The organism is Bacillus sp. TL12 (assembly GCF_022625245.1).
Lineage (GTDB): Bacteria > Bacillota > Bacilli > Bacillales > Bacillaceae_G > Bacillus_A.
The window spans coordinates 144,770-163,947 of record NZ_JAJJBY010000011.1; the positions used below are offsets into that span (position 1 = coordinate 144,770).

Annotated in this window: 20 protein-coding genes; 18 read left to right on the forward strand and 2 right to left on the reverse strand. The window is 36.4% G+C overall.

Features of this window, described 5'->3' with window-relative positions:
* Positions 1–80 precede the first annotated feature (80 nt).
* Complete coding sequence (locus tag LOK41_RS13140; RefSeq protein ID WP_241816899.1) at positions 81–1,346, reverse strand: DUF5068 domain-containing protein; 1,266 nt, start codon at positions 1,344–1,346, stop codon at positions 81–83.
* Between the two features lie 193 nt (positions 1,347–1,539).
* Between LOK41_RS13140 and LOK41_RS13145 the strand changes: the two genes are divergently transcribed.
* Entirely contained in the window at positions 1,540–2,172 is a 633-nt protein-coding gene (locus LOK41_RS13145) for a uracil-DNA glycosylase (protein ID WP_277818616.1), read from the forward strand.
* Positions 2,173–2,256: 84 nt separating this feature from the next.
* On the opposite strand, the gene LOK41_RS13150 is transcribed toward LOK41_RS13145, so the two are convergent.
* Positions 2,257–3,138, reverse strand: a complete 882-nt coding sequence (locus tag LOK41_RS13150) for a YitT family protein (protein WP_174099642.1) — start codon at positions 3,136–3,138, stop codon at positions 2,257–2,259.
* A gap of 385 nt (positions 3,139–3,523) precedes the next feature.
* Here LOK41_RS13150 and LOK41_RS13155 point away from each other — a divergent pair, with 385 nt between their 5' ends.
* The 17 genes from LOK41_RS13155 (at position 3,524) to LOK41_RS13235 (ending at position 19,174) form a co-directional block, all read left to right on the forward strand.
* A complete protein-coding gene (locus LOK41_RS13155) occupies positions 3,524–3,865 on the forward strand; it encodes a nucleotide pyrophosphohydrolase (protein WP_174099689.1) in 342 nt (113 codons plus the stop codon).
* Positions 3,865–4,665, forward strand: a complete 801-nt coding sequence (gene dapB / locus LOK41_RS13160; RefSeq protein WP_174099643.1) for a 4-hydroxy-tetrahydrodipicolinate reductase — start codon at positions 3,865–3,867, stop codon at positions 4,663–4,665. The genes LOK41_RS13155 and dapB overlap by 1 nt, the downstream gene beginning before the upstream one ends.
* Positions 4,666–4,680: 15 nt before the next feature.
* Positions 4,681–5,076 (forward strand): methylglyoxal synthase, encoded by a 396-nt coding sequence (gene mgsA / locus LOK41_RS13165; protein WP_241816900.1) that lies wholly within the window; start codon positions 4,681–4,683, stop codon positions 5,074–5,076.
* An 11-nt stretch (positions 5,077–5,087) separates the two neighbouring features.
* The gene (bshB1, locus tag LOK41_RS13170) at positions 5,088–5,792 is read left to right on the forward strand and encodes a bacillithiol biosynthesis deacetylase BshB1 (RefSeq protein WP_241816901.1); all 705 of its coding nucleotides are present in this window, start codon (positions 5,088–5,090) and stop codon (positions 5,790–5,792) included.
* Entirely contained in the window at positions 5,789–6,934 is a 1,146-nt protein-coding gene (bshA, locus tag LOK41_RS13175; protein WP_241816902.1) for an N-acetyl-alpha-D-glucosaminyl L-malate synthase BshA, read from the forward strand. Before bshB1 ends, bshA begins: the two co-directional genes overlap by 4 nt.
* The gene (locus tag LOK41_RS13180) at positions 6,921–8,114 is read left to right on the forward strand and encodes a CCA tRNA nucleotidyltransferase (protein WP_241816903.1); all 1,194 of its coding nucleotides are present in this window, start codon (positions 6,921–6,923) and stop codon (positions 8,112–8,114) included. The genes bshA and LOK41_RS13180 overlap by 14 nt, the downstream gene beginning before the upstream one ends.
* Entirely contained in the window at positions 8,099–9,079 is a 981-nt protein-coding gene (locus tag LOK41_RS13185) for a biotin--[acetyl-CoA-carboxylase] ligase (RefSeq protein ID WP_241816904.1), read from the forward strand. Before LOK41_RS13180 ends, LOK41_RS13185 begins: the two co-directional genes overlap by 16 nt.
* A gap of 384 nt (positions 9,080–9,463) precedes the next feature.
* Entirely contained in the window at positions 9,464–10,300 is an 837-nt protein-coding gene (gene panB / locus LOK41_RS13190; protein ID WP_241816905.1) for a 3-methyl-2-oxobutanoate hydroxymethyltransferase, read from the forward strand.
* Positions 10,300–11,148 carry a pantoate--beta-alanine ligase gene (gene panC, locus LOK41_RS13195; protein ID WP_241816906.1) on the forward strand — a complete coding sequence of 283 codons (849 nt, stop codon included), beginning with the start codon at positions 10,300–10,302 and terminating at the stop codon, positions 11,146–11,148. The genes panB and panC overlap by 1 nt, the downstream gene beginning before the upstream one ends.
* Positions 11,149–11,161: 13 nt before the next feature.
* Positions 11,162–11,545, forward strand: coding sequence for an aspartate 1-decarboxylase (gene panD, locus LOK41_RS13200; RefSeq protein WP_000490174.1), 384 nt, complete (start codon positions 11,162–11,164; stop codon positions 11,543–11,545).
* 487 nt (positions 11,546–12,032) lie between these two features.
* Positions 12,033–14,825 carry an ATP-dependent DNA helicase DinG gene (dinG, locus tag LOK41_RS13205; protein ID WP_241816907.1) on the forward strand — a complete coding sequence of 931 codons (2,793 nt, stop codon included), beginning with the start codon at positions 12,033–12,035 and terminating at the stop codon, positions 14,823–14,825.
* Positions 14,826–15,290: 465 nt separating this feature from the next.
* Positions 15,291–15,461, forward strand: coding sequence for a YpmA family protein (locus LOK41_RS13210; protein ID WP_174099651.1), 171 nt, complete (start codon positions 15,291–15,293; stop codon positions 15,459–15,461).
* Positions 15,462–15,468: 7 nt separating this feature from the next.
* On the forward strand, positions 15,469–15,945 hold the full coding sequence (locus tag LOK41_RS13215) for a cell wall elongation regulator TseB-like domain-containing protein (RefSeq protein ID WP_241816908.1): 477 nt from the start codon (positions 15,469–15,471) through the stop codon (positions 15,943–15,945).
* Between the two features lie 18 nt (positions 15,946–15,963).
* Positions 15,964–17,151, forward strand: coding sequence for an aspartate transaminase AspB (gene aspB, locus LOK41_RS13220; protein WP_241816909.1), 1,188 nt, complete (start codon positions 15,964–15,966; stop codon positions 17,149–17,151).
* Between the two features lie 128 nt (positions 17,152–17,279).
* A complete protein-coding gene (gene dnaD / locus LOK41_RS13225) occupies positions 17,280–17,987 on the forward strand; it encodes a DNA replication protein DnaD (protein ID WP_241816910.1) in 708 nt (235 codons plus the stop codon).
* Positions 17,988–18,002: 15 nt separating this feature from the next.
* On the forward strand, positions 18,003–18,650 hold the full coding sequence (nth, locus tag LOK41_RS13230; protein ID WP_241816911.1) for an endonuclease III: 648 nt from the start codon (positions 18,003–18,005) through the stop codon (positions 18,648–18,650).
* Positions 18,651–18,652: 2 nt separating this feature from the next.
* Positions 18,653–19,174 carry a YpoC family protein gene (locus LOK41_RS13235; protein ID WP_241816912.1) on the forward strand — a complete coding sequence of 174 codons (522 nt, stop codon included), beginning with the start codon at positions 18,653–18,655 and terminating at the stop codon, positions 19,172–19,174.
* Positions 19,175–19,178: the final 4 nt, after the last annotated feature.

Here is a 19,178-nt window from a genome sequence, read left to right on the forward strand (position 1 = left end):
CGATTTCGATAGTCTTTTTTATGAAAGAAAGAACCCGTACTCTAAAAGAGTACGGGTTTTATTATGTTTGAGTTTCTGGGTTATCTTGGTAATTCAAACTTAACTGTTTGACCTTTTGCAGTATCTTGTGCATTCATATCAACTGTTGGACCGAATTCTAATGTGAATTTTTTGTAGAGATTAAATTCATCTTTACGGAATAAGAATACGGAAATCTTTTCACCTTTTTCACCAGGTTTAATTTCATTTGGTTCTTTTGGTTCTACATGTAATTCTGGCAGAAGAATCCCGCGATTATCATCGATATGTAGTTTTGTCCTTGCGCCAGTAGCACTTGTAGATTGACTAGATGTATTATCTAACTTGAATTTAACGGCTAATGCCACAACACCACTGTCACCAAAGTTTTTGAATGCTTCTTTATAAGAGTCTGTTGGTGTAAGTTCTGTATATTGAACACCTTCAAGTGTGACGTTTACATCGCCCACTTTTTCTGTTTTATTAATACCTTCTTTGTTAAAAATCATTTTTCTGTCAGCCATGTTGTCGATTACAAGGCGGTCTTTATAAAATTTATCATTATTCTCCGCTTTTGCTTCAGCTTCGTTGCTGACTGGGAATTCAAATACATTTTCTTGACCGGCACGTTCTTTAAAGTCTTTGCTAAATGCAGCCGGTTGAATTTTTAACTTTGGAGAAGTGCTTGTTAATTCTTTAAATTCATCTACTGTATATAGGAAAGTTACTAATCCAGTAACTTTTGTTCCAGCTTCAAATTTTGATACTTCTTTGCTTTTCAATTGCTCACTTTTTTCAACCAAAGTAGGAGTTGCGGATTTAAAGTTATATGCATCCTTTGATTGAAGCATTATGTTGCCAGTGTTAAAATACGCGTCTTTTCCACTTTGATTGTCTAAGGTTACTTTTGCTGTAATGACATAGCCTTCAGTTTGATCTTTAAATGGGATTGTAGCATCCCTATGCATATCTTTCACATGAACAATTTGATACTCATCGATAGAGAGTTTGAATTTCGCCATATCATGAGTAATTTTTGGAGTTTTATTCGTATATACAACGTTTACAGTCCCCTGTGATTCCTTTCCGATATAGGTGTTTAATACACTGCCTTTACTTTCGGAATTTTTGGTCTCTGAAGTTTTACTTTCAGATGCTTTACTATCCGAGGAACTATTTTTCTCCTCGTTTTTTTCCCCTTTAGTTGTTTGTTCTGTCTTCGGTTTTTCTTTCTCTTGTGTACCAGTAGTCTTTTCTTCATTACCACATGCAGCTAATAGTAATGATGCAGAAACGACTGATGCCCATAACACTTTCTGTTTCCCCAATTGTGTTCACCCTTTACAAATTTTGTATTTATTACCATGGAATATTATACACATAATATAGGAATATCGCAATTTTCTTTTTTGTTTTTGTTTATTATTGTAAATTGATGAAAAATAGCGTAATGAATTTTAAAGAGAAAGTTATAATAAAAAACATTGATAAGTTGATTTTGAGTGAATGAAGGTGATGAAAATGCAATATCCAGATTCATTAGTGGAGCAGGTGAAAGAGCGCAGTGCTAACTATGCATTAGAAGGTTTTTTATGTGGGCAAGGTCCCAAAAAACCGAAACTAATGCTTGTTGGAGAAGCTCCTGGAGAAACTGAAATTCATAACGGAATACCGTTTAGCGGGAGAGCAGGTAAGGAGCTAATGGTTTTTTTAGAACGGATCGGTCTTACAAGAGAGGAAGTATATATTACGAGTGCTGTGCGTAGTAGGCCTTATAAATGGAGAGAGAAAAGAGAGCGGAGTGGACAAATAGTTCAGAAGAAATACAATCGCACTCCAAATCAGAGAGAAATACTTGCGCATGCTCCTTTGTTAGATTATGAGATGAAGCATGTGCAAGCACCGGTTATTGTAGCACTTGGCAATATTGCATTAAAGCGTTTAGTGGGATTAAATAAAAAGATTACTGATGTTCATGGACAATTATTACAGCAGCCAATACAAAGGTTGAAAAATAATCAAACTACAGATTTTATATGGACTGAGAAAGTGTATAATATTTTTCCAACATTTCATCCAGCCTCTATTTTTTATAATAGGAGCTTGTTGGATTTGATTTATGAGGATCTAGAAAAGTTGAGAAAGTACATATAATAAAAGTTTTTATAGTGATTTAAAAAGCAAAAAGCTATCGGATTCGATAGCTTTCCTATTTATATGTTTAGAAAGGTTACCTGTTTAATTGTGTAAAGGGTTTTTATTCTCATCTAATGTAAACCCTTCGCCGACAACATCATGTACGTCACTCACTGCAACAAATGCATGGGGATCTACAGAAGTAATAATATTTTTTAATTTTACGATTTCATTTTTTGCTACAACACAGTAGAGTACATTTCGTTCAATCTTTGTATAGGAACCAACTGCTTTCAAGAAAGTTGCACCGCGCTCCATCTCGGATAAAATTTTGGCAGCAATTTCGTCATTTTTGTCAGAAATAATGGTGGCTCCTTTCGCTGCATACGCGCCTTCTTGCATGAAGTCAATAACTTTGGCACCAATAAAGACAGCAACTAACGTATACATGCCTTCGCGATACGATAAGTATGTAAGAATTGAAACGACGATGACAACAGCATCAAACATAAACATTGTTTTTCCCATACTCCAGCCTATATACTTATGTGCTAATCGGGCGATAATATCGACACCGCCAGTTGTTCCTCCATATTTGAATATAATTCCGAGTCCAATCCCGATAAATGCTCCGGCGAACAATGCTGCTAATGTCATATCGTTTTGTAAGTTTAAATGTAGGTTTAGTGATTCGTAACGCTGGAAAATCCATAGAAATAAGGAGACGCTAAATGTTCCAATTAATGTGTACAGGAAAGTTGTTCGACCAAGTAATTTCCAACCGACGAAAAAGAGAGGGATGTTTAAGATTAAGTTTGTATAAGAGGGGTCGAGTGAAAATAGAAAATATAATAATAGCGTAATGCCTGTAAATCCACCTTCTGCTAAGTGGTTTTCAATATTAATATTAACGATACCAAAAGAGAAGATAGCCGAACCGAGCAAAATAAATATAATGTTTTGAATTTTTAAGTTGGTTTTCATGTAGCAAGCCCCCTAATATGTAATCGTTCCTTCGTTCTATTGAAATAACTCATGACAAAGAAACAAAATAAGAATAGTAAGTCACTTGTATGATTGTAAATGTTGATAGGTAATCTTTTATAAGGAAGAGCAGTTTGAAAAGAAGTTTCACTTTACCCTGCTCAAACGGTTGGTAGAAGAAAAAGCCAAGAAGAAAGGGCGGACCATCCGTAAGAGCCCGATTGGTTCAACTAATCTTTTGCAAGAAGAACGTTTGCAAAAGAAAGTTTCACTTTATTATAGTCTATCCAAAAAAACGTGGCAAATAGGGATAGAAGTGGAATAATATTTGTCAAATCGCGATGAATTGGCTAACATGAAAGAGGAAGGATTAGAGGTGAACAACATGGAACAAAAAACGATGAAAGATATGCAGCAAGAAGTAGATGCATATATTAGTCAATTTAAAGAAGGGTATTTTAGTCCACTTGCAATGATGGCTCGTTTGACAGAAGAGATGGGTGAACTTGCAAGAGAAGTGAATCATTATTATGGTGAGAAACCAAAGAAAATAACTGAAAAAGAGAGAACAATTGAAGAAGAGCTTGGAGATGTATTATTTGTTATGATCTGTATGGCAAATAGCTTACATATTGATTTAGAAACAGCACATAACACTGTGATGAATAAATTTAATACACGTGATAAAGATCGCTGGACACGTATTGACGAGGGAGAGAAAGAATAATGGAAAATATTAAAGTAATTATTGCAGGGCCAAGAGGACGTATGGGGCAGGAGGCAGTCCTTCTTATGGAAAGAACACCACATTTTCAATTAGTAGCAGCAGTTGATTATAAGCACGGTGGTGAAAAAATTTCCAATCTTGCTGGAATGCCTGCATTAGATGCACCAATCTATGCGGATTTACATACTTGTTTAAATGAAGTAGAAGCAGATGTATTACTAGATTTAACAACGCCAGAAGTAGGAAAAAAACACGTTACACTTGCTGTTGAACGTGGTCTTCGTTCTGTTATCGGTACGACAGGGTTTACAGAAGAAGAACTTCAGCATTTAACAAACACTGCAAAAGAAAAACAAGTTGGTACCATTATTGCTCCAAACTTTGCAATCGGTGCAGTACTTATGATGAAGTTTTCTCAAATGGCAGCAAAATATTTCCAAGATGTTGAAGTGATTGAATTACATCACGATCAAAAATTAGATGCACCATCAGGTACAGCTGTCAAAACGGTAGATTTAATTCGTCAAAGCCGTGAACCAAAACAACAAGGTCATCCAAATGAAACAGAACAATTAAAAGGAGCACGTGGTGCGAATGTGGATGGTATTCATATTCATAGTGTGCGTTTACCAGGGCTTATTGCACATCAAGAAGTATTGTTCGGTGGAGATGGACAGATGCTAACAGTTCGTCATGACTCGTTTAACCGAGCGTCATTTATGTCTGGAGTAAAATTATCTATTGAGACAGTAATGAACCTTGATCATCTTGTATACGGTTTAGAGAATATCATTGACTAAGGGGAGAGACAACGGATGAAAATTGCCTTAATTGCACATGACAAAAAGAAAGATGATATGGTTTCGTTTGCATACGCATATAAACCAATTTTTGAACAACATGAACTTTTCGCAACAGGAACAACAGGTCTTCGTATTATGGAAGCGACTGGTTTAGCAGTTACAAGATATCAATCTGGTCCTCTTGGCGGTGACCAAGAGATTGGTGCAATGATTGCCAAAAATGCTTTAGACATGGTAATTTTTTTCCGGGATCCGCTAACGGCACAACCACATGAGCCAGATGTAAATGCATTGCTTCGTTTATGTGATGTGTATGCGATTCCGCTCGCAACGAACATGGCAAGTGCAGAAATGTTAATGCATGCATTAAATCGGGGAGATTTAGACTACCGAAAGTTAAGAAAATGAGGGGAACAACTATGAGTGGATTACATATATTAGCGTTTGGTGCCCATGCCGATGATGTTGAAATCGGCATGGCAGGCACCATTGCCAAATATACGAAACAAGGATATAAAGTTGGCATCTGTGATTTAACAGAAGCTGATCTATCTTCAAATGGAACGGTAGAATTAAGAAAAGAAGAAGCGCAGGAAGCTGCTCGCATTATGGGAGTTGAAAAGCGAATTAATTTAGCGATGCCGGACCGTGGTTTGTATATGAAGGAAGAATATATTCGTGAGATCGTAAAGATTATTCGTACATATAAGCCGGCGCTAATTTTTGCACCCTATTATGAGGATCGTCACCCAGATCATGCGAATTGTGCAAAACTTGTAGAAGAAGCGATATTTTCAGCGGGTGTTCGTAAATATATGCCGGAATTTCCGCCACACCGCACGCAATCTTTTTATTATTATATGATTAATGGTTTTCATAAACCGAATTTCTGTATAGATATTAGTGAACAGCTTTCAGAAAAATTAGCAGCGTTAGAAGCGTATGAAAGTCAGTTTACAACGGGAAGTGATGGTGTGAAGACGCCATTAACAGAAGGATATGTTGAAACAGTAATCGCTCGTGAGAAAATGTTTGGAAAAGAAGTTGGGGTTATGTATGCTGAAGGATTTATGAGTAAGAAGCCAGTTCTATTACATGCTGATTTAATAGGGGGATGTAAATGAAATTGAAAATAGGTATTACATGTTATCCTTCTGTAGGTGGTTCTGGAGTTGTGGGAACGGAACTTGGAAAGCAATTAGCTGAACGAGGACATGAAATTCACTTCATTACCTCTGGGGTTCCATTCCGGTTAAATAAAGTATATCCAAACATTTATTTTCATGAAGTAACGGTAAATCAGTATTCTGTTTTTCAATATCCACCTTACGATTTAGCATTAGCAAGTAAAATGGCAGAGGTTGCACAGAGAGAAAACTTGGATATTTTACATGTGCACTATGCGATACCACATGCAATTTGTGCATACTTAGCGAAGCAAATGATTGGAGACGATATTAAAATCGTTACGACGTTACATGGAACGGATATCACTGTACTTGGTTCAGATCCTTCACTAAATAATTTAATACGGTTTGGTATTGAGCAATCTGATGTTGTTACAGCTGTATCACACTCATTAATTCGAGAAACGAATGAGCTTGTAAAACCAAATAAAGAAATTCAGACGGTATATAATTTTATTGATGAGCGTGTCTATTTTAAGAGAGATATGTCCCAACTAAAAAAAGAGTATGGCATACGTGAAGATGAAAAGGTATTAATTCATATTTCGAATTTTCGCAAGGTCAAGCGTGTACAAGATGTTGTCCAGTCATTTGCTAAAATTGTAAAAGAAGTGGATGCGAAATTATTACTTGTTGGTGATGGACCAGAATTTTGTACAATTTTACAGTTGGTGAAAAGCTTACATATTGAAGAACATGTTTTGTTTTTAGGAAAACAGGATAATGTTGCAGAGCTTCTTGCCATGAGTGACTTAATGTTACTATTATCAGAAAAAGAAAGTTTTGGTCTTGTTTTACTAGAAGCAATGGCTTGTGGTGTGCCATGCATTGGAACAAGAGTTGGGGGCATTCCAGAGGTTATTAAACATGGTGAAACAGGATATATTTGCGAAGTCGGTGATACGATAGGGATAGCAAAACAAGCGATACAACTGCTTAAGAATAAAGAGCTTCATCGAAATATGGCAGAGCAAGCGATGGAAGCAGTATATGAGCAATTTCGTTCAGAAAATATCGTTTCACAATATGAGGCGATTTATTATGACATACTAAGGGATGACAAAAATGAAACGATTTAAACAAGCAGGAGCAATTATTGAGACATTGAAACAACATGGGCATGAAGCATATTTTGTTGGAGGAAGTGTGCGTGATTTTATTATCAATAGACCAATTGGTGATATTGATATCGCAACATCAGCTCTTCCAGAAGAAGTGATGCATTTATTCCCAAGACATGTCCCGGTTGGCCTTGAACACGGTACGGTTATTGTTGTCCAAGAAGGCGTTCCGTATGAAGTGACAACATTTCGAACAGAGAGTGATTATGAAGATTTTCGCAGACCAAGTAGTGTTCAGTTTGTTCGTTCATTAAAAGAAGATTTAAAACGACGAGATTTTACTATGAATGCGATTGCGATGAATGAAGTGGGAGACATCATTGATTTGTTTCGAGGGCAAGATGCAATTCGTAAACAAGAAATTGCAACAGTGGGAAATGCTGCGGATCGATTTCAAGAAGATGCACTACGTATGATGCGTGGTATTCGCTTTGTTAGTACTTTAGGATTCTCTTTAGAGGAACAAACGAAGCGTGCGATTGAAAAGTATGGGCATTTACTGGAACATATAGCGATTGAAAGAATTACAGTTGAGTTTGAAAAGCTGTTAACAGGTATATATTGTGTAAAGGGGCTTCAACAACTAGTAGAGACGAAACTATTTACGCACTTACCATATTTACAAATGTCAGAAGAAAGAATTTTAAAAGCCGCACAATATAACTGGGATTCTTTTGAAACTGATATCGAGGCATGGGCATTTTTCCTATATTGCACCGGTGAAGAACATCCATCTGTGTTTTTGCGTCAATGGAAATTTTCAAATAAAAAAATAAAAGATATTGTTGCTGTTATATTAGCAATCCGCTTTAGAAAAACAAATTCATGGGATGCAGTTTCTCTATACAAAACAGGTTTACATACTGCATTAATGGCCGAAAGAGTATATCAAGCCATTATAGAAAAATATGATATGTCTTCTGTAAATCACGTACAGTCATTATTTGATTCACTATCCATTCATAATCGTCAAGAAATGAAAGTAAGCGGTAATGATTTGTTAGGTTGGACAGAAAAAACACCAGGACCATGGGTTGCAGAAGTGTTGCAAAAGATTGAGAAAGAAATTTTACAAGAACGATTAGAAAATGAGAAAGAGAAAATAAGGGAGTGGCTACACAGATGCAATCTACTATAAGAAAGCAATTATTACAAGTTTTTTCTGAAGCAGATGGCGAATTTGTATCTGGTCAAACTATTAGTGACAAGCTCGGTTGTTCGAGGACTGCTGTCTGGAAACACATGGAAGATCTTCGGAGCGAAGGATACGAACTTGAAGCAGTACGCCGCTTAGGATACCGAATTGCGAGTAAGCCAGATAAAGTAACGGCAAATGAAATCCAATTAGGGTTACAAACAGAATTTATAGGAAGAACCGTGTATTTTGAGGAATCTGTTGAATCTACGCAGCATATTGCAGCCAAGCTTGCATATGAAGGGGCGGCGGAAGGAACAATTGTAGTTGCGGAAGAACAAACAGCAGGTCGCGGTCGTTTAAGTAGAAAATGGCATTCACCAAAAGGCACTGGAATTTGGATGAGTATTATTTTACGTCCAGCTATTCCTGTTCACCATGCCCCTCAACTTACATTATTAGCGGCTGTCAGTGTAGCGCAAGCAATTGAGAAATGTACAGGTGTGAATGTCGGGATTAAATGGCCCAATGATATTTTAATTGAAGGGAAAAAGGCTGTCGGCATTTTAACAGAGATGCAAGCTGACCCTGATAAAATTAATGCTGTGATTATGGGGATTGGAATTAATGCAAATCAGAAGCAAGAACATTTTGCTGAGGAGATACAGCAGATTGCAACATCTTTAGCAATTGAATCAGGAAAACCAATTGTTCGAGCGGAACTTATGCAACAGATCTTTTTACAAATGGAAAAGTTGTATCAAGAATATGTAAAGAATGGCTTTTCAGTTGTTAAACTTCTATGGGAAAGTTATGCGATAAGTATTGGGAAAGAAATTACAGCTCGAACGATGAAAGACACGATTACAGGTATAGCAAAAGGAATTACAGCAGAGGGTGTACTTATGTTAGAAGACCGTAAAGGTGAGATTCATCATATTCATTCTGCGGATATAGAAATTAAATAAAGAGAAGTTCCTACTTGGGAGCTTCTTTTTATTTGTACAGTGGATGATGCTTGAAATAGAGCTATTATTCATGTTATATTCGTTTTCATTTTTGAAATTTCACATACTGTATTAGGGTAGAAAATTATTTTTTCAAAAAAATGTAGCAATTTCATTTCTTAATTTGCTATAATGAGTTCGAATATGGGCAGTATCTGGATGAACTGCACCATTATTTTAAGCAATGAAGAAAAATAATTTGGATTCTGCCTTGATCCAACAACGGACTGGGACAGAGGGATGAATTTTGCCGACTAACACAACCCTTCTGCCCTTTTATGGCCAGAGGGGTTTTTTATATGATTTCGGCCATCTCCTCTCTCCTGAATAAAGGAGGAGTAATTTTTGAAAACGAAAACAGATTTTTTGAAAATGAAAGAGAAAGGTGAGCCGATTACGATGCTTACAGCGTATGATTATCCATCTGCTAAGTTAGCGGAAGAAGCTGAAGTCGATATGATTTTAGTTGGAGATTCTCTCGGAATGGTTGTCCTTGGATATGATTCCACAGTTCCTGTAACAGTAGAGGATATGATACATCATACGAAAGCAGTTCGCCGCGGTGCAAAGGAGACTTTTGTTGTAACAGATATGCCGTTTATGTCTTATCATGTATCATTGTCAGAGACGATGCATAATGCGCGCCGTATTGTACAAGAAAGTGGAGCACATGCAGTGAAAGTGGAAGGCGCAGGTGAAGTGGTATCTATTATTCACTATTTAACGAATGCAGGAATTCCTGTTGTAGCACATCTTGGTTTGACACCTCAATCTGTTGGGGTACTAGGTGGGTATAAAGTGCAAGGAAAAGATGCTGAAAGTGCAAAGAAATTATTGGAAGATGCGAAGAAGTGTGAAGAAGCTGGAGCGATAGCAATTGTACTAGAATGTGTACCAATGCAGTTAGCAAAAATAGTATCAGATGAGCTAACAGTTCCTACAATTGGAATTGGTGCAGGAAAAGATGTGGATGGTCAAGTACTTGTTTATCATGATTTAATCTCGTATGGAGTAAGCAGGGTTCCAAAATTTGTGAAGCAATATACCTCGGTTCAAGAAGAAATTGTGCGTGGAATCGCGCAATATGTTACTGAAGTAAAAACAGGACGATTTCCGGGAGAGCAACATTCATTCACAATGAAAGAGGAAGAGTATGTAGCATTATACGGGGGAAAACAGTGATGAAAATTATAACAACAGTACAAGACATGCAACAAATTGCGAGCGAAATCCGCGCAAGTGGGAAAGAAATTGGCTTTGTTCCAACAATGGGGTATTTACATGAAGGGCATGCAACTTTATTGCGCCAAGCGAGAAAAGAAAATGAAGTTGTTATTTTAAGTGTATTTGTAAATCCATTACAGTTTGGACCAAATGAAGATTTAGATCGTTACCCAAGGGATATTGATAGAGATGAAAGAGTGGCAAAAGAGGCCGGTGTTGACTACTTATTTTATCCGAGTGTAGAAGAAATGTATCCGGCAGAACAGACAACAAAAGTTGAGGTCGTCAAGCGTACAGACGTATTATGCGGCAAACAACGACCCGTTCATTTTGCTGGTGTTGCGACTGTTTTGATGAAGTTATTTAATATTACAATGCCAACTCATGCCTACTTTGGTATGAAAGATGCACAGCAAGTTGCCGTTATTGAAGGATTTATAAATGACTTTAATATTCCGGTTACAATAGTGCCTGTTGACATTGTAAGAGAAGAGGATGGATTAGCACGAAGCTCTCGAAATGTGTATTTATCAGAAAGAGAACGCGCAGAGGCTCCTCATTTATATCGTAGCTTATGTATAGCGAAGGAACAAATTGAAGCTGGAGAGCGGGATCCGCAAATGATTACAAGTCTTGTGAAAGAATATATTGAGGAAAATACACAGGGCGTTGTTGATTATGCAGATTTATATGCGTATCCAACTTTGACAGAAATTGAAACAATTGAGGGACGTATTATTCTTGCAATTGCAGTGAAATTTGATCATGCACGTTTAATTGACAATATTATATTAACGGTTAAATAAGGGGGAGTCATCTATGTTTCGCACAATGATGAGAGCAAAGTTACACCGCGCGACTGTAACAGAAGCAAATTTAAATTATGTAGGTAGTATTACAATTGATGAAGATTTAATGGACGCAGTGGAGATTGTAGAAAATGAAAAAGTACAAATTGTAAATAATAATAATGGAGCTCGCTTAGAGACGTATGTAATCAAAGGGGAACGTGGCAGTGGTGTTGTTTGTTTAAATGGTGCAGCTGCAAGGCTTGTCCAACCTGGAGACAAAGTTATTATTATTTGTTACGGTCTCGTAGCGGGAGAAGAAGTATATAAACAAGTACCAAAAATTGCGGTGTTAGATGATAACAATCAAATTATTGAAATGTTAGGTGCTGAAAAAGCCGGTACGATTTTATAAAATGAAAAGCTATCTCATATGGGATAGCTTTTCATTTTAGCTTACTATCACGAACAGTAAAGCATATATCTCAAGGTTCAGAGAGGCGCGGCAAATAGATAATGGGGAATAATAGCACGTAAAACCCCGAAGAAGGAAGCTTGTCCAACCTGCAGAATGAATCAATAGAATGTAGATATTATCGAGAAGTTGTTAGGTAAATCAATCAACGAAATATAGGTAAATGACAGGGTTCTAGTGAACAAATTAACAGTGTAAATAAACTGATTGATAGTATAAACAACTAGATACATGCGTTTTACCGATTACAGGAACAAATTAAAGAGTCCTTTGCAATTATATACTTGAATGAATAGAAAGGGCCTTTTTCCAACACCAGGCTCTTTTATTTTTTGCACATCTTTTCATTAAGATGATATAAAACGTGGTATAGTAACAATATATGAATTTTTGTTGTTTGAAAGGGTAAGAAATTGAGGTGTTACATATGAGTAAGCGTTATGTCGTTGTCGATTTAGAGACGACAGGGAACTCCTGGAAAGATGGGAAGGACAGAATTACACAAATTGCAGCTGTTGTAGTAGAAGATGGAGAGATATTGGAAATTTTTTCGTCTTTTGTTAACCCGAAGAGAGAGATTCCCCCATTTATTACAGAATTAACAGGGATTGATGAAGATCTCGTGAAACAAGCCCCGCTATTTTGCGATGTAGCGCCGATGGTAGCCGAACTATTACATGGTGCTTATTTTGTTGCACATAACGTTCACTTTGATTGGAATTTTTTGAAAGAAGAATTAAAACAGGCTGGATATGGAGAAGTAAACTGCCCAAAAATTGATACGGTTGAATTGGCACAAATTTTATTGCCGACAGCTGATAGCTATAAATTACGTGATTTAGCAAAAAAACATGAATTGGAACATGATCAACCGCATCGTGCGGATAGCGATGCTCTTGTGACAGCAGAATTATTTTTACAATTTCTAAATCAATTAGAAAAACTACCACTTGTCACATTACAATCTTTATATGAGCTAAGCGATGTATTCCAAAGTGATATAGCGAATATCATTTCAGAAAATATTTTAAATAAAGTGATGCTTGGTACAGCAGAGGAAAAGGAATATGAAGTATATCGAAATATTGCGCTTCGAAAACGAAATTATTCATTAGCAATTGGTGATGATAGTACATCTAAATTTGATGCTTTTTTACATAAGTCAATGGAGCAACTTGAGCTGAAGATGCCAACTTTTGAAAAAAGAGACAGTCAGCAGCAAATGATGAAGGAAATATATACAGCGTTAAGAGATTCACGTTTTTCATTAATTGAAGCAGGAACAGGTACAGGAAAGACGCTGGCCTATTTGCTTCCAAGTATTTATTTTGCAAAGAAAAAAGAAGAGACGGTTGTGATTAGTACGCAAACCGTGCAGCTGCAACAACAAATGATTGAAAACGAAATTCCTTTATTGCAAAGTATATTACCATTTCCATTCGAAGTTTCCCTCTTAAAAGGAAGAAAACACTACCTTTGCTTACATAAATTTGAATACGCATTGCAAGAAGAAGAGAAGAATTATGATGCTGCGCTTACGAAAGCAAAAATTTTAATATGGTTACTGCAAACGGAGACTGGTGATCGTGACGAGCTGAATATTCCAGAAGGCGGTAAGTTACTGTGGGATCGTATTTGTAGTGATACGTATAGCCCAGGCGCTATGCAAAGTAACTGGTTTAGTCGCTGCTTTTATCAACGAGCAAAAAATAAAGCGTTATTTGCAGATATTGTTATTACAAATCATGTGTTACTATTTCAAGATTTTATTAGTGAAGATCCACTTTTGGCATCTTGTGAATATGTTATTTTTGACGAGGCTCATCATATCGAAGAAACAGCAACTAGGACACTTGGAGAGCAATTTTCGTGTATGTATTTCCAATTGATTTTATCGCGATTTGGTACGTTAGAAACGGATGATGTGCTATCAAAGGTGTATGAAATAATGAAAAAATCTCACCATTCGTCACGCTCAACTTTTCGGATGGTGAGTCATAGGCTGAAGGAAATTAAATTTGATGCCGATGAATTATTTCAAATGTTACGTACATTTATATTCCAACAAACAAAGCAAGAACAAGGGGCAAATAATATGCCGCTTATCTATCGATATAAGGCGGATCAAGAGGATGGAAAGCTATGGAGAAGTATAGCCGAGTTAACAAATCGCTTTGTATACGAATTGAGAAAAATACTTACTGCGTTAGAGCAACAGGGGGACTTATTACAAAGTAAAATCGAATCGGAGATGCATGTTGTTACAGGTGAATTTTTGCATCTAATTGAATTATTGCGCAAAATGGTCGACTCATTGCAGTTGCTTATATTAGAAAAAACAGCATATGTGACATGGATGGAAACAGAAACGAAAGGTACAATCCATTCCACTGTGCTATATGCACAACCTGTCCATATAGGAGAAAGGTTTGCGGATGAGTTTTTAGCAAAAAAGCGAAGCGTTATTTTTACTTCGGCTACATTAACTGTCAATCATACATTTGATTATATGCAGGAGCAACTTGGCTTACATGACTTTGCACCAGACACATTAACAGTTCCATCGCCGTTTCATTATGAGAAACAAGTAAAGTTAATGGTTCCGACAGATGTTCCCCTTATTAAGCAAGTAAGTGAGGATGTGTATATAAGAGAAATATCACATCATATTACAAAGATTGCTAAAGCAACAAATGGGAGAATGCTTATTTTATTTACATCATATGAAATGATGAAGGAAACATATACAAATTTAAAGCAAGCGGAAGAATTAGATGATTTTGTATTATTAACGCAAAGTGTTCATAATCGTAGTCGGAGTCGCTTAGTTCGGAAATTTCAAGAGTTTGATAAGTCGATTTTGTTAGGCACAAGTAGTTTTTGGGAGGGCATTGATATTCCTGGAGATGCATTAAGCTGTCTTGTTATTGTTCGGCTGCCGTTTACACCGCCAAATCAGCCAATGATGGAAGCAAAAAGTGAATGGATAAAAAATAAGGGAGAAGATGTATTTACCCAGCTAGCACTTCCACAAGCGATTCTTCGCTTTAAGCAGGGATTTGGCCGGTTAATTCGCACAATGACGGATACTGGGACTGTGTTTGTGTTAGATCGTCGTTTGACCAATTCTTTTTATGGAAAAAGATTTATGCAATCTATTCCAAAAGTTCCTCTTTATGAAGGAACGCTAGAAGAATTACTGGATCGATTAGAAGAATAAATTGAAGTGTTATGTAATGGGAGTTTACATTCTTTACGGGTAATGTGTTTTTTACCAATTGTTTTTGATGAAGATACTTTCCCTTTTATCCCGAATTGCCCGTGAAATCCCGATTAGTGAGGGCTAATAATCAGTGGGGGATGAAGAAACCCCCACTGATTAAAGTTTTACTTTATTGTTTTTAGATAGAGTGAATTGTAATCAGTAGCATGGGGGAAAGCGACTAAGAAAAAATATGCCTGAAGTACGATGTACTTCAGGCATGAAATGTGGGTAGGAGGAAATTTATTTTTTCTTACTTCTTGTATACAAATGTTTCAGTTTTGGGTTTGAACCCTTTTTTTGCTGAACATGTCCTGCTATAATAGATGGGTGATGAAGCAGGGGTTGTAAAGAATGTACTCTTATTGTAACCGCATTGCGTTCTTCTATAATTAGAAATTTTTGTGTAACGGAGGAGTTTTCATGGAGAAGAAAATCGAAGTGCTATCAACGACGCGTATTAAATATTCGTCTGATTTATATAAAATTGTTGATAGTTTGAATCGCACTTTAAAAGAACAGGACCTCATGTTCGGGTTGGCATTAGACGAAAAAGAAAAAGAAACAGCTGTATTTACGATATATAGAACGTAGTGATACAATGAAAAAGTGGATCTTTGCCATCATTATCGTTATCGTTGCCATTGGATTGTATGGGGTGCATGTTTATAATGCGACAATGGAAAAGAAAATTCCGAAAAAGTCAAAAGTTGTAGAAATTGCAAAAGAAAAAGCAAAGCTTACAAAGGTAAAAAACGTTGAATATTATAACGGAAAATCTTCATATACAGTCGTACAGGGTGTAGATGAAAAAGGGGAAAAAATCATTGTTTGGGTACCTGAGAAAAAAGGAGATGTTTTAGTAAAGAAACAGAGCGAAGGTATTTCTGAAAAAGATGCTTTGCAAATTGTTACTAAAGAGCAAAAACCAAAACAATTCCTGAAAGTAAAATTAGGCGCTGAAAACAATGTACCATTATGGGAAGTTACATATATTGATGATGAAAATCGTTATACTTACTACTATCTTGCATTTCAAGATGGTAAGTTTTTGAAGCGATATAGCATTGAAAAATAGATGTAGGGGGAACCACAAATGAAATTAGCAAAGCGAGTAGCTGTCTTAACACCGTCTTCAACTTTAGAAATTACAGCAAAGGCACAAGCATTAAAAGCTGAAGGACATGATGTGATTGGATTAGGAGCAGGGGAACCTGACTTTAATACACCAGAGCATATTATGGATGCCGCACATAAAGCGATGTTAGAAGGACATACGAAATATACACCGACTGGTGGATTAGCAACATTAAAAAAAGAAATTGCGCAGAAATTTACTCGTGATCAAGGATTAGCGTATGATGGGGCTGAAATTATTGTATGTAATGGTGCGAAGCATGCACTTTATACATTGTTCCAAGTGCTACTTGACGAAGGAGATGAAGTTATTATCCCAACTCCTTATTGGGTAAGTTATCCTGAACAAGTAAAACTTGCGGGTGGTAAGCCAGTTTATGTAGAAGGCCTAGAAGACAATCAGTACAAAATTAAGCCAGAGCAGCTACGTGAGGCAATTACAGAGAAAACGAAAGCTGTTATTATTAATTCACCAAGCAATCCAACAGGAATGATTTACAGCAAAGAAGAATTACAGCAGCTTGGAGAAGTATGTTTAGAGCACGACATTTTAATTGTTTCTGATGAAATTTATGAAAAATTGGTTTATGGTGGCGTGGAATATACTTCAATTGCCCAGCTTTCTAATGCATTAAAAGAACAAACACTTATTATTAATGGTGTGTCTAAATCGCATTCTATGACAGGATGGCGTATCGGCTATGCAGCAGGAAATAAGCAGCTTATTAAAGCGATGACGAATTTAGCAAGTCATAGTACGTCAAACCCTACTTCAATTGCTCAATATGGCGCAATTGCTGCGTATGCTGGATCGCAAGAGCCTGTAGAAATGATGCGTCAAGCATTTGAAGAACGATTAAACATTATTTATGATAAATTAATTCAAATTCCTGGTTTCACTTGTATTAAACCACAAGGTGCATTTTATTTATTCCCGAACGTAAAAGAGGCTGTGGCATTAGCTGGATATGAAACAGTTGATGAGTGGGCAAAAGCGTTGTTAGAAGAAGAGAAAGTAGCTCTTGTTCCAGGAACAGGCTTCGGCGCACCAAACAATGTTCGCTTATCCTATGCAACATCTCTTGAACAGTTAGAGAAAGCGTTAGAACGTATTCATACGTTTATGAAAAGTAAAGTACAGGCTTAAATTCTTCCTGGATAAATCACTTTGAACAAATGAAGATGACCTCCCTATCTATAGGGAGGTTTTTTGACGAATTGTGGTAAAAGGAAATCATAACAGGTGTGTTATACTAGAAAGCGAGGTGTATGGTCATGAAGAAAAAAATGATGTTAAAATGGTTTGAACAAGGCAGCATCGCAATTCCAAAATTGCTTATGATGCATTATAAAAAATTAGGTTTAAATGAGATGGAATTTATGGTTGTACTCCAAGTACATACCTTTCTAGAGTCGGGTAATTCTTTTCCAACTCCTTCAGAGATTGCAGAACGAATGACAATAACAGAAATGAAATGTATGGAAATTATTCAAGTGTTAATTCAAAAAGGCTTTTTAGCATTAGAAGGTAGTCAAAAATCTGAAGCGATGATGTGTGAAAGTTATTCATTACAACCGCTTTGGGAAAAAATCTTACACTTTTTAATGAACGAGACAATAGAAGAAGAAAAACAAGAACAAAAGCAACTTCAAGTAAATTTATATACAATTTTTGAACGGGAATTCGGGAGACCGTTATCGCCTTTTGAATGTGAAACGTTAGCGATGTGGCAAGACCAGGATCAACATCACCCCAATTTAATTCAAGCAGCTCTTCGAGAATCTGTAATGAGTGGAAAACTTAATTTTCGATATATTGATCGTATTCTCTTTGAGTGGAAAAAGAATGGAATTAAGACGGTTGATCAAGCACAAGATCAAGGGCGCAAATTTAGAGCGAATCAACAACGCCCACAGCAAGTCACAAAGCAAGAGACAAAATATACAGGAAAAGTGCCTTTTTATAATTGGTTGGAACAGTAATATAGGAGGAAATATATGTTAAACAAAACGCAAATTCGTTATTGTTTAGATACGATGGCGGATATGTATCCAGAAGCACATTGTGAATTAAATCATGACAATCCATTTGAGCTTGTAATTGCAGTTGCATTATCTGCCCAATGTACAGATGTACTTGTAAATAAAGTAACAAAAAGTTTATTCCAAAAATATAAGACTCCTGAAGATTATTTAAATGTTTCTTTAGAAGAATTACAACAAGATATTCGTTCAATTGGATTGTACCGAAATAAAGCAAAAAATATTCAAAAATTATGTCAGATGTTACTTGATGATTATAACGGAGAGGTTCCAAAAGACCGTGATGAATTAACAAAACTACCAGGTGTCGGCAGAAAGACTGCAAACGTAGTTGTTTCTGTAGCATTTGGTATCCCAGCTATCGCTGTGGATACACATGTAGAACGAGTAAGTAAGCGCTTGGCTATTTGCCGTTGGAAAGATTCTGTGCTAGAGGTAGAGAAAATATTAATGAAGAAAGTACCAATGGAAGAGTGGGGAGTTACGCATCACCGAATGATTTTCTTTGGACGTTATCATTGCAAAGCGCAGCGGCCGCAATGTGAAGAATGTCGGTTACTTGAAGTGTGCCGTGAAGGAAAGAAGAGAATGAAGGGGAAGTAAAAATGGAACAAGTTGTACAAATACCGGATGAGTTTCAATGCTCTCCTTTTTTTGAACGCAATATAAGTAAAGTGACATATGATACGGATCTATCTTTTGAAAAATTGCTAGAAAGTATTTATTTTTTATTTGATATAGAAAAGTGCTATGAACCATGGAGCAAAATCGAAAAAACGATTCCAGCAGTCTTGAATGTATGGAAAGTGAAGAAAGAGGATATTTCTATACTTTTTCGGGATCGAAAGCGAATAGAAGCAAAAGAACCAATGATTCGCTTTGCAGCCCATTTATTATCGATTTTATATTGGTTAAATGGACAACCTGTGTCAGGGTTAAAGAATATGAAGGATAAGGTTGATGAGCTACAGATTAAACCAATTAACTTTATAGAACGTTACTCATTTATTACAGAGCAACCAAATCATTATCATTCTTATATTCAATTGGAACAGTTGTATGTAGAAGTAGAAAAGTTATATGCAAAAAAAATAATCAAAAAAAGAAGTCACCATCTCTTGAAGTGACCCC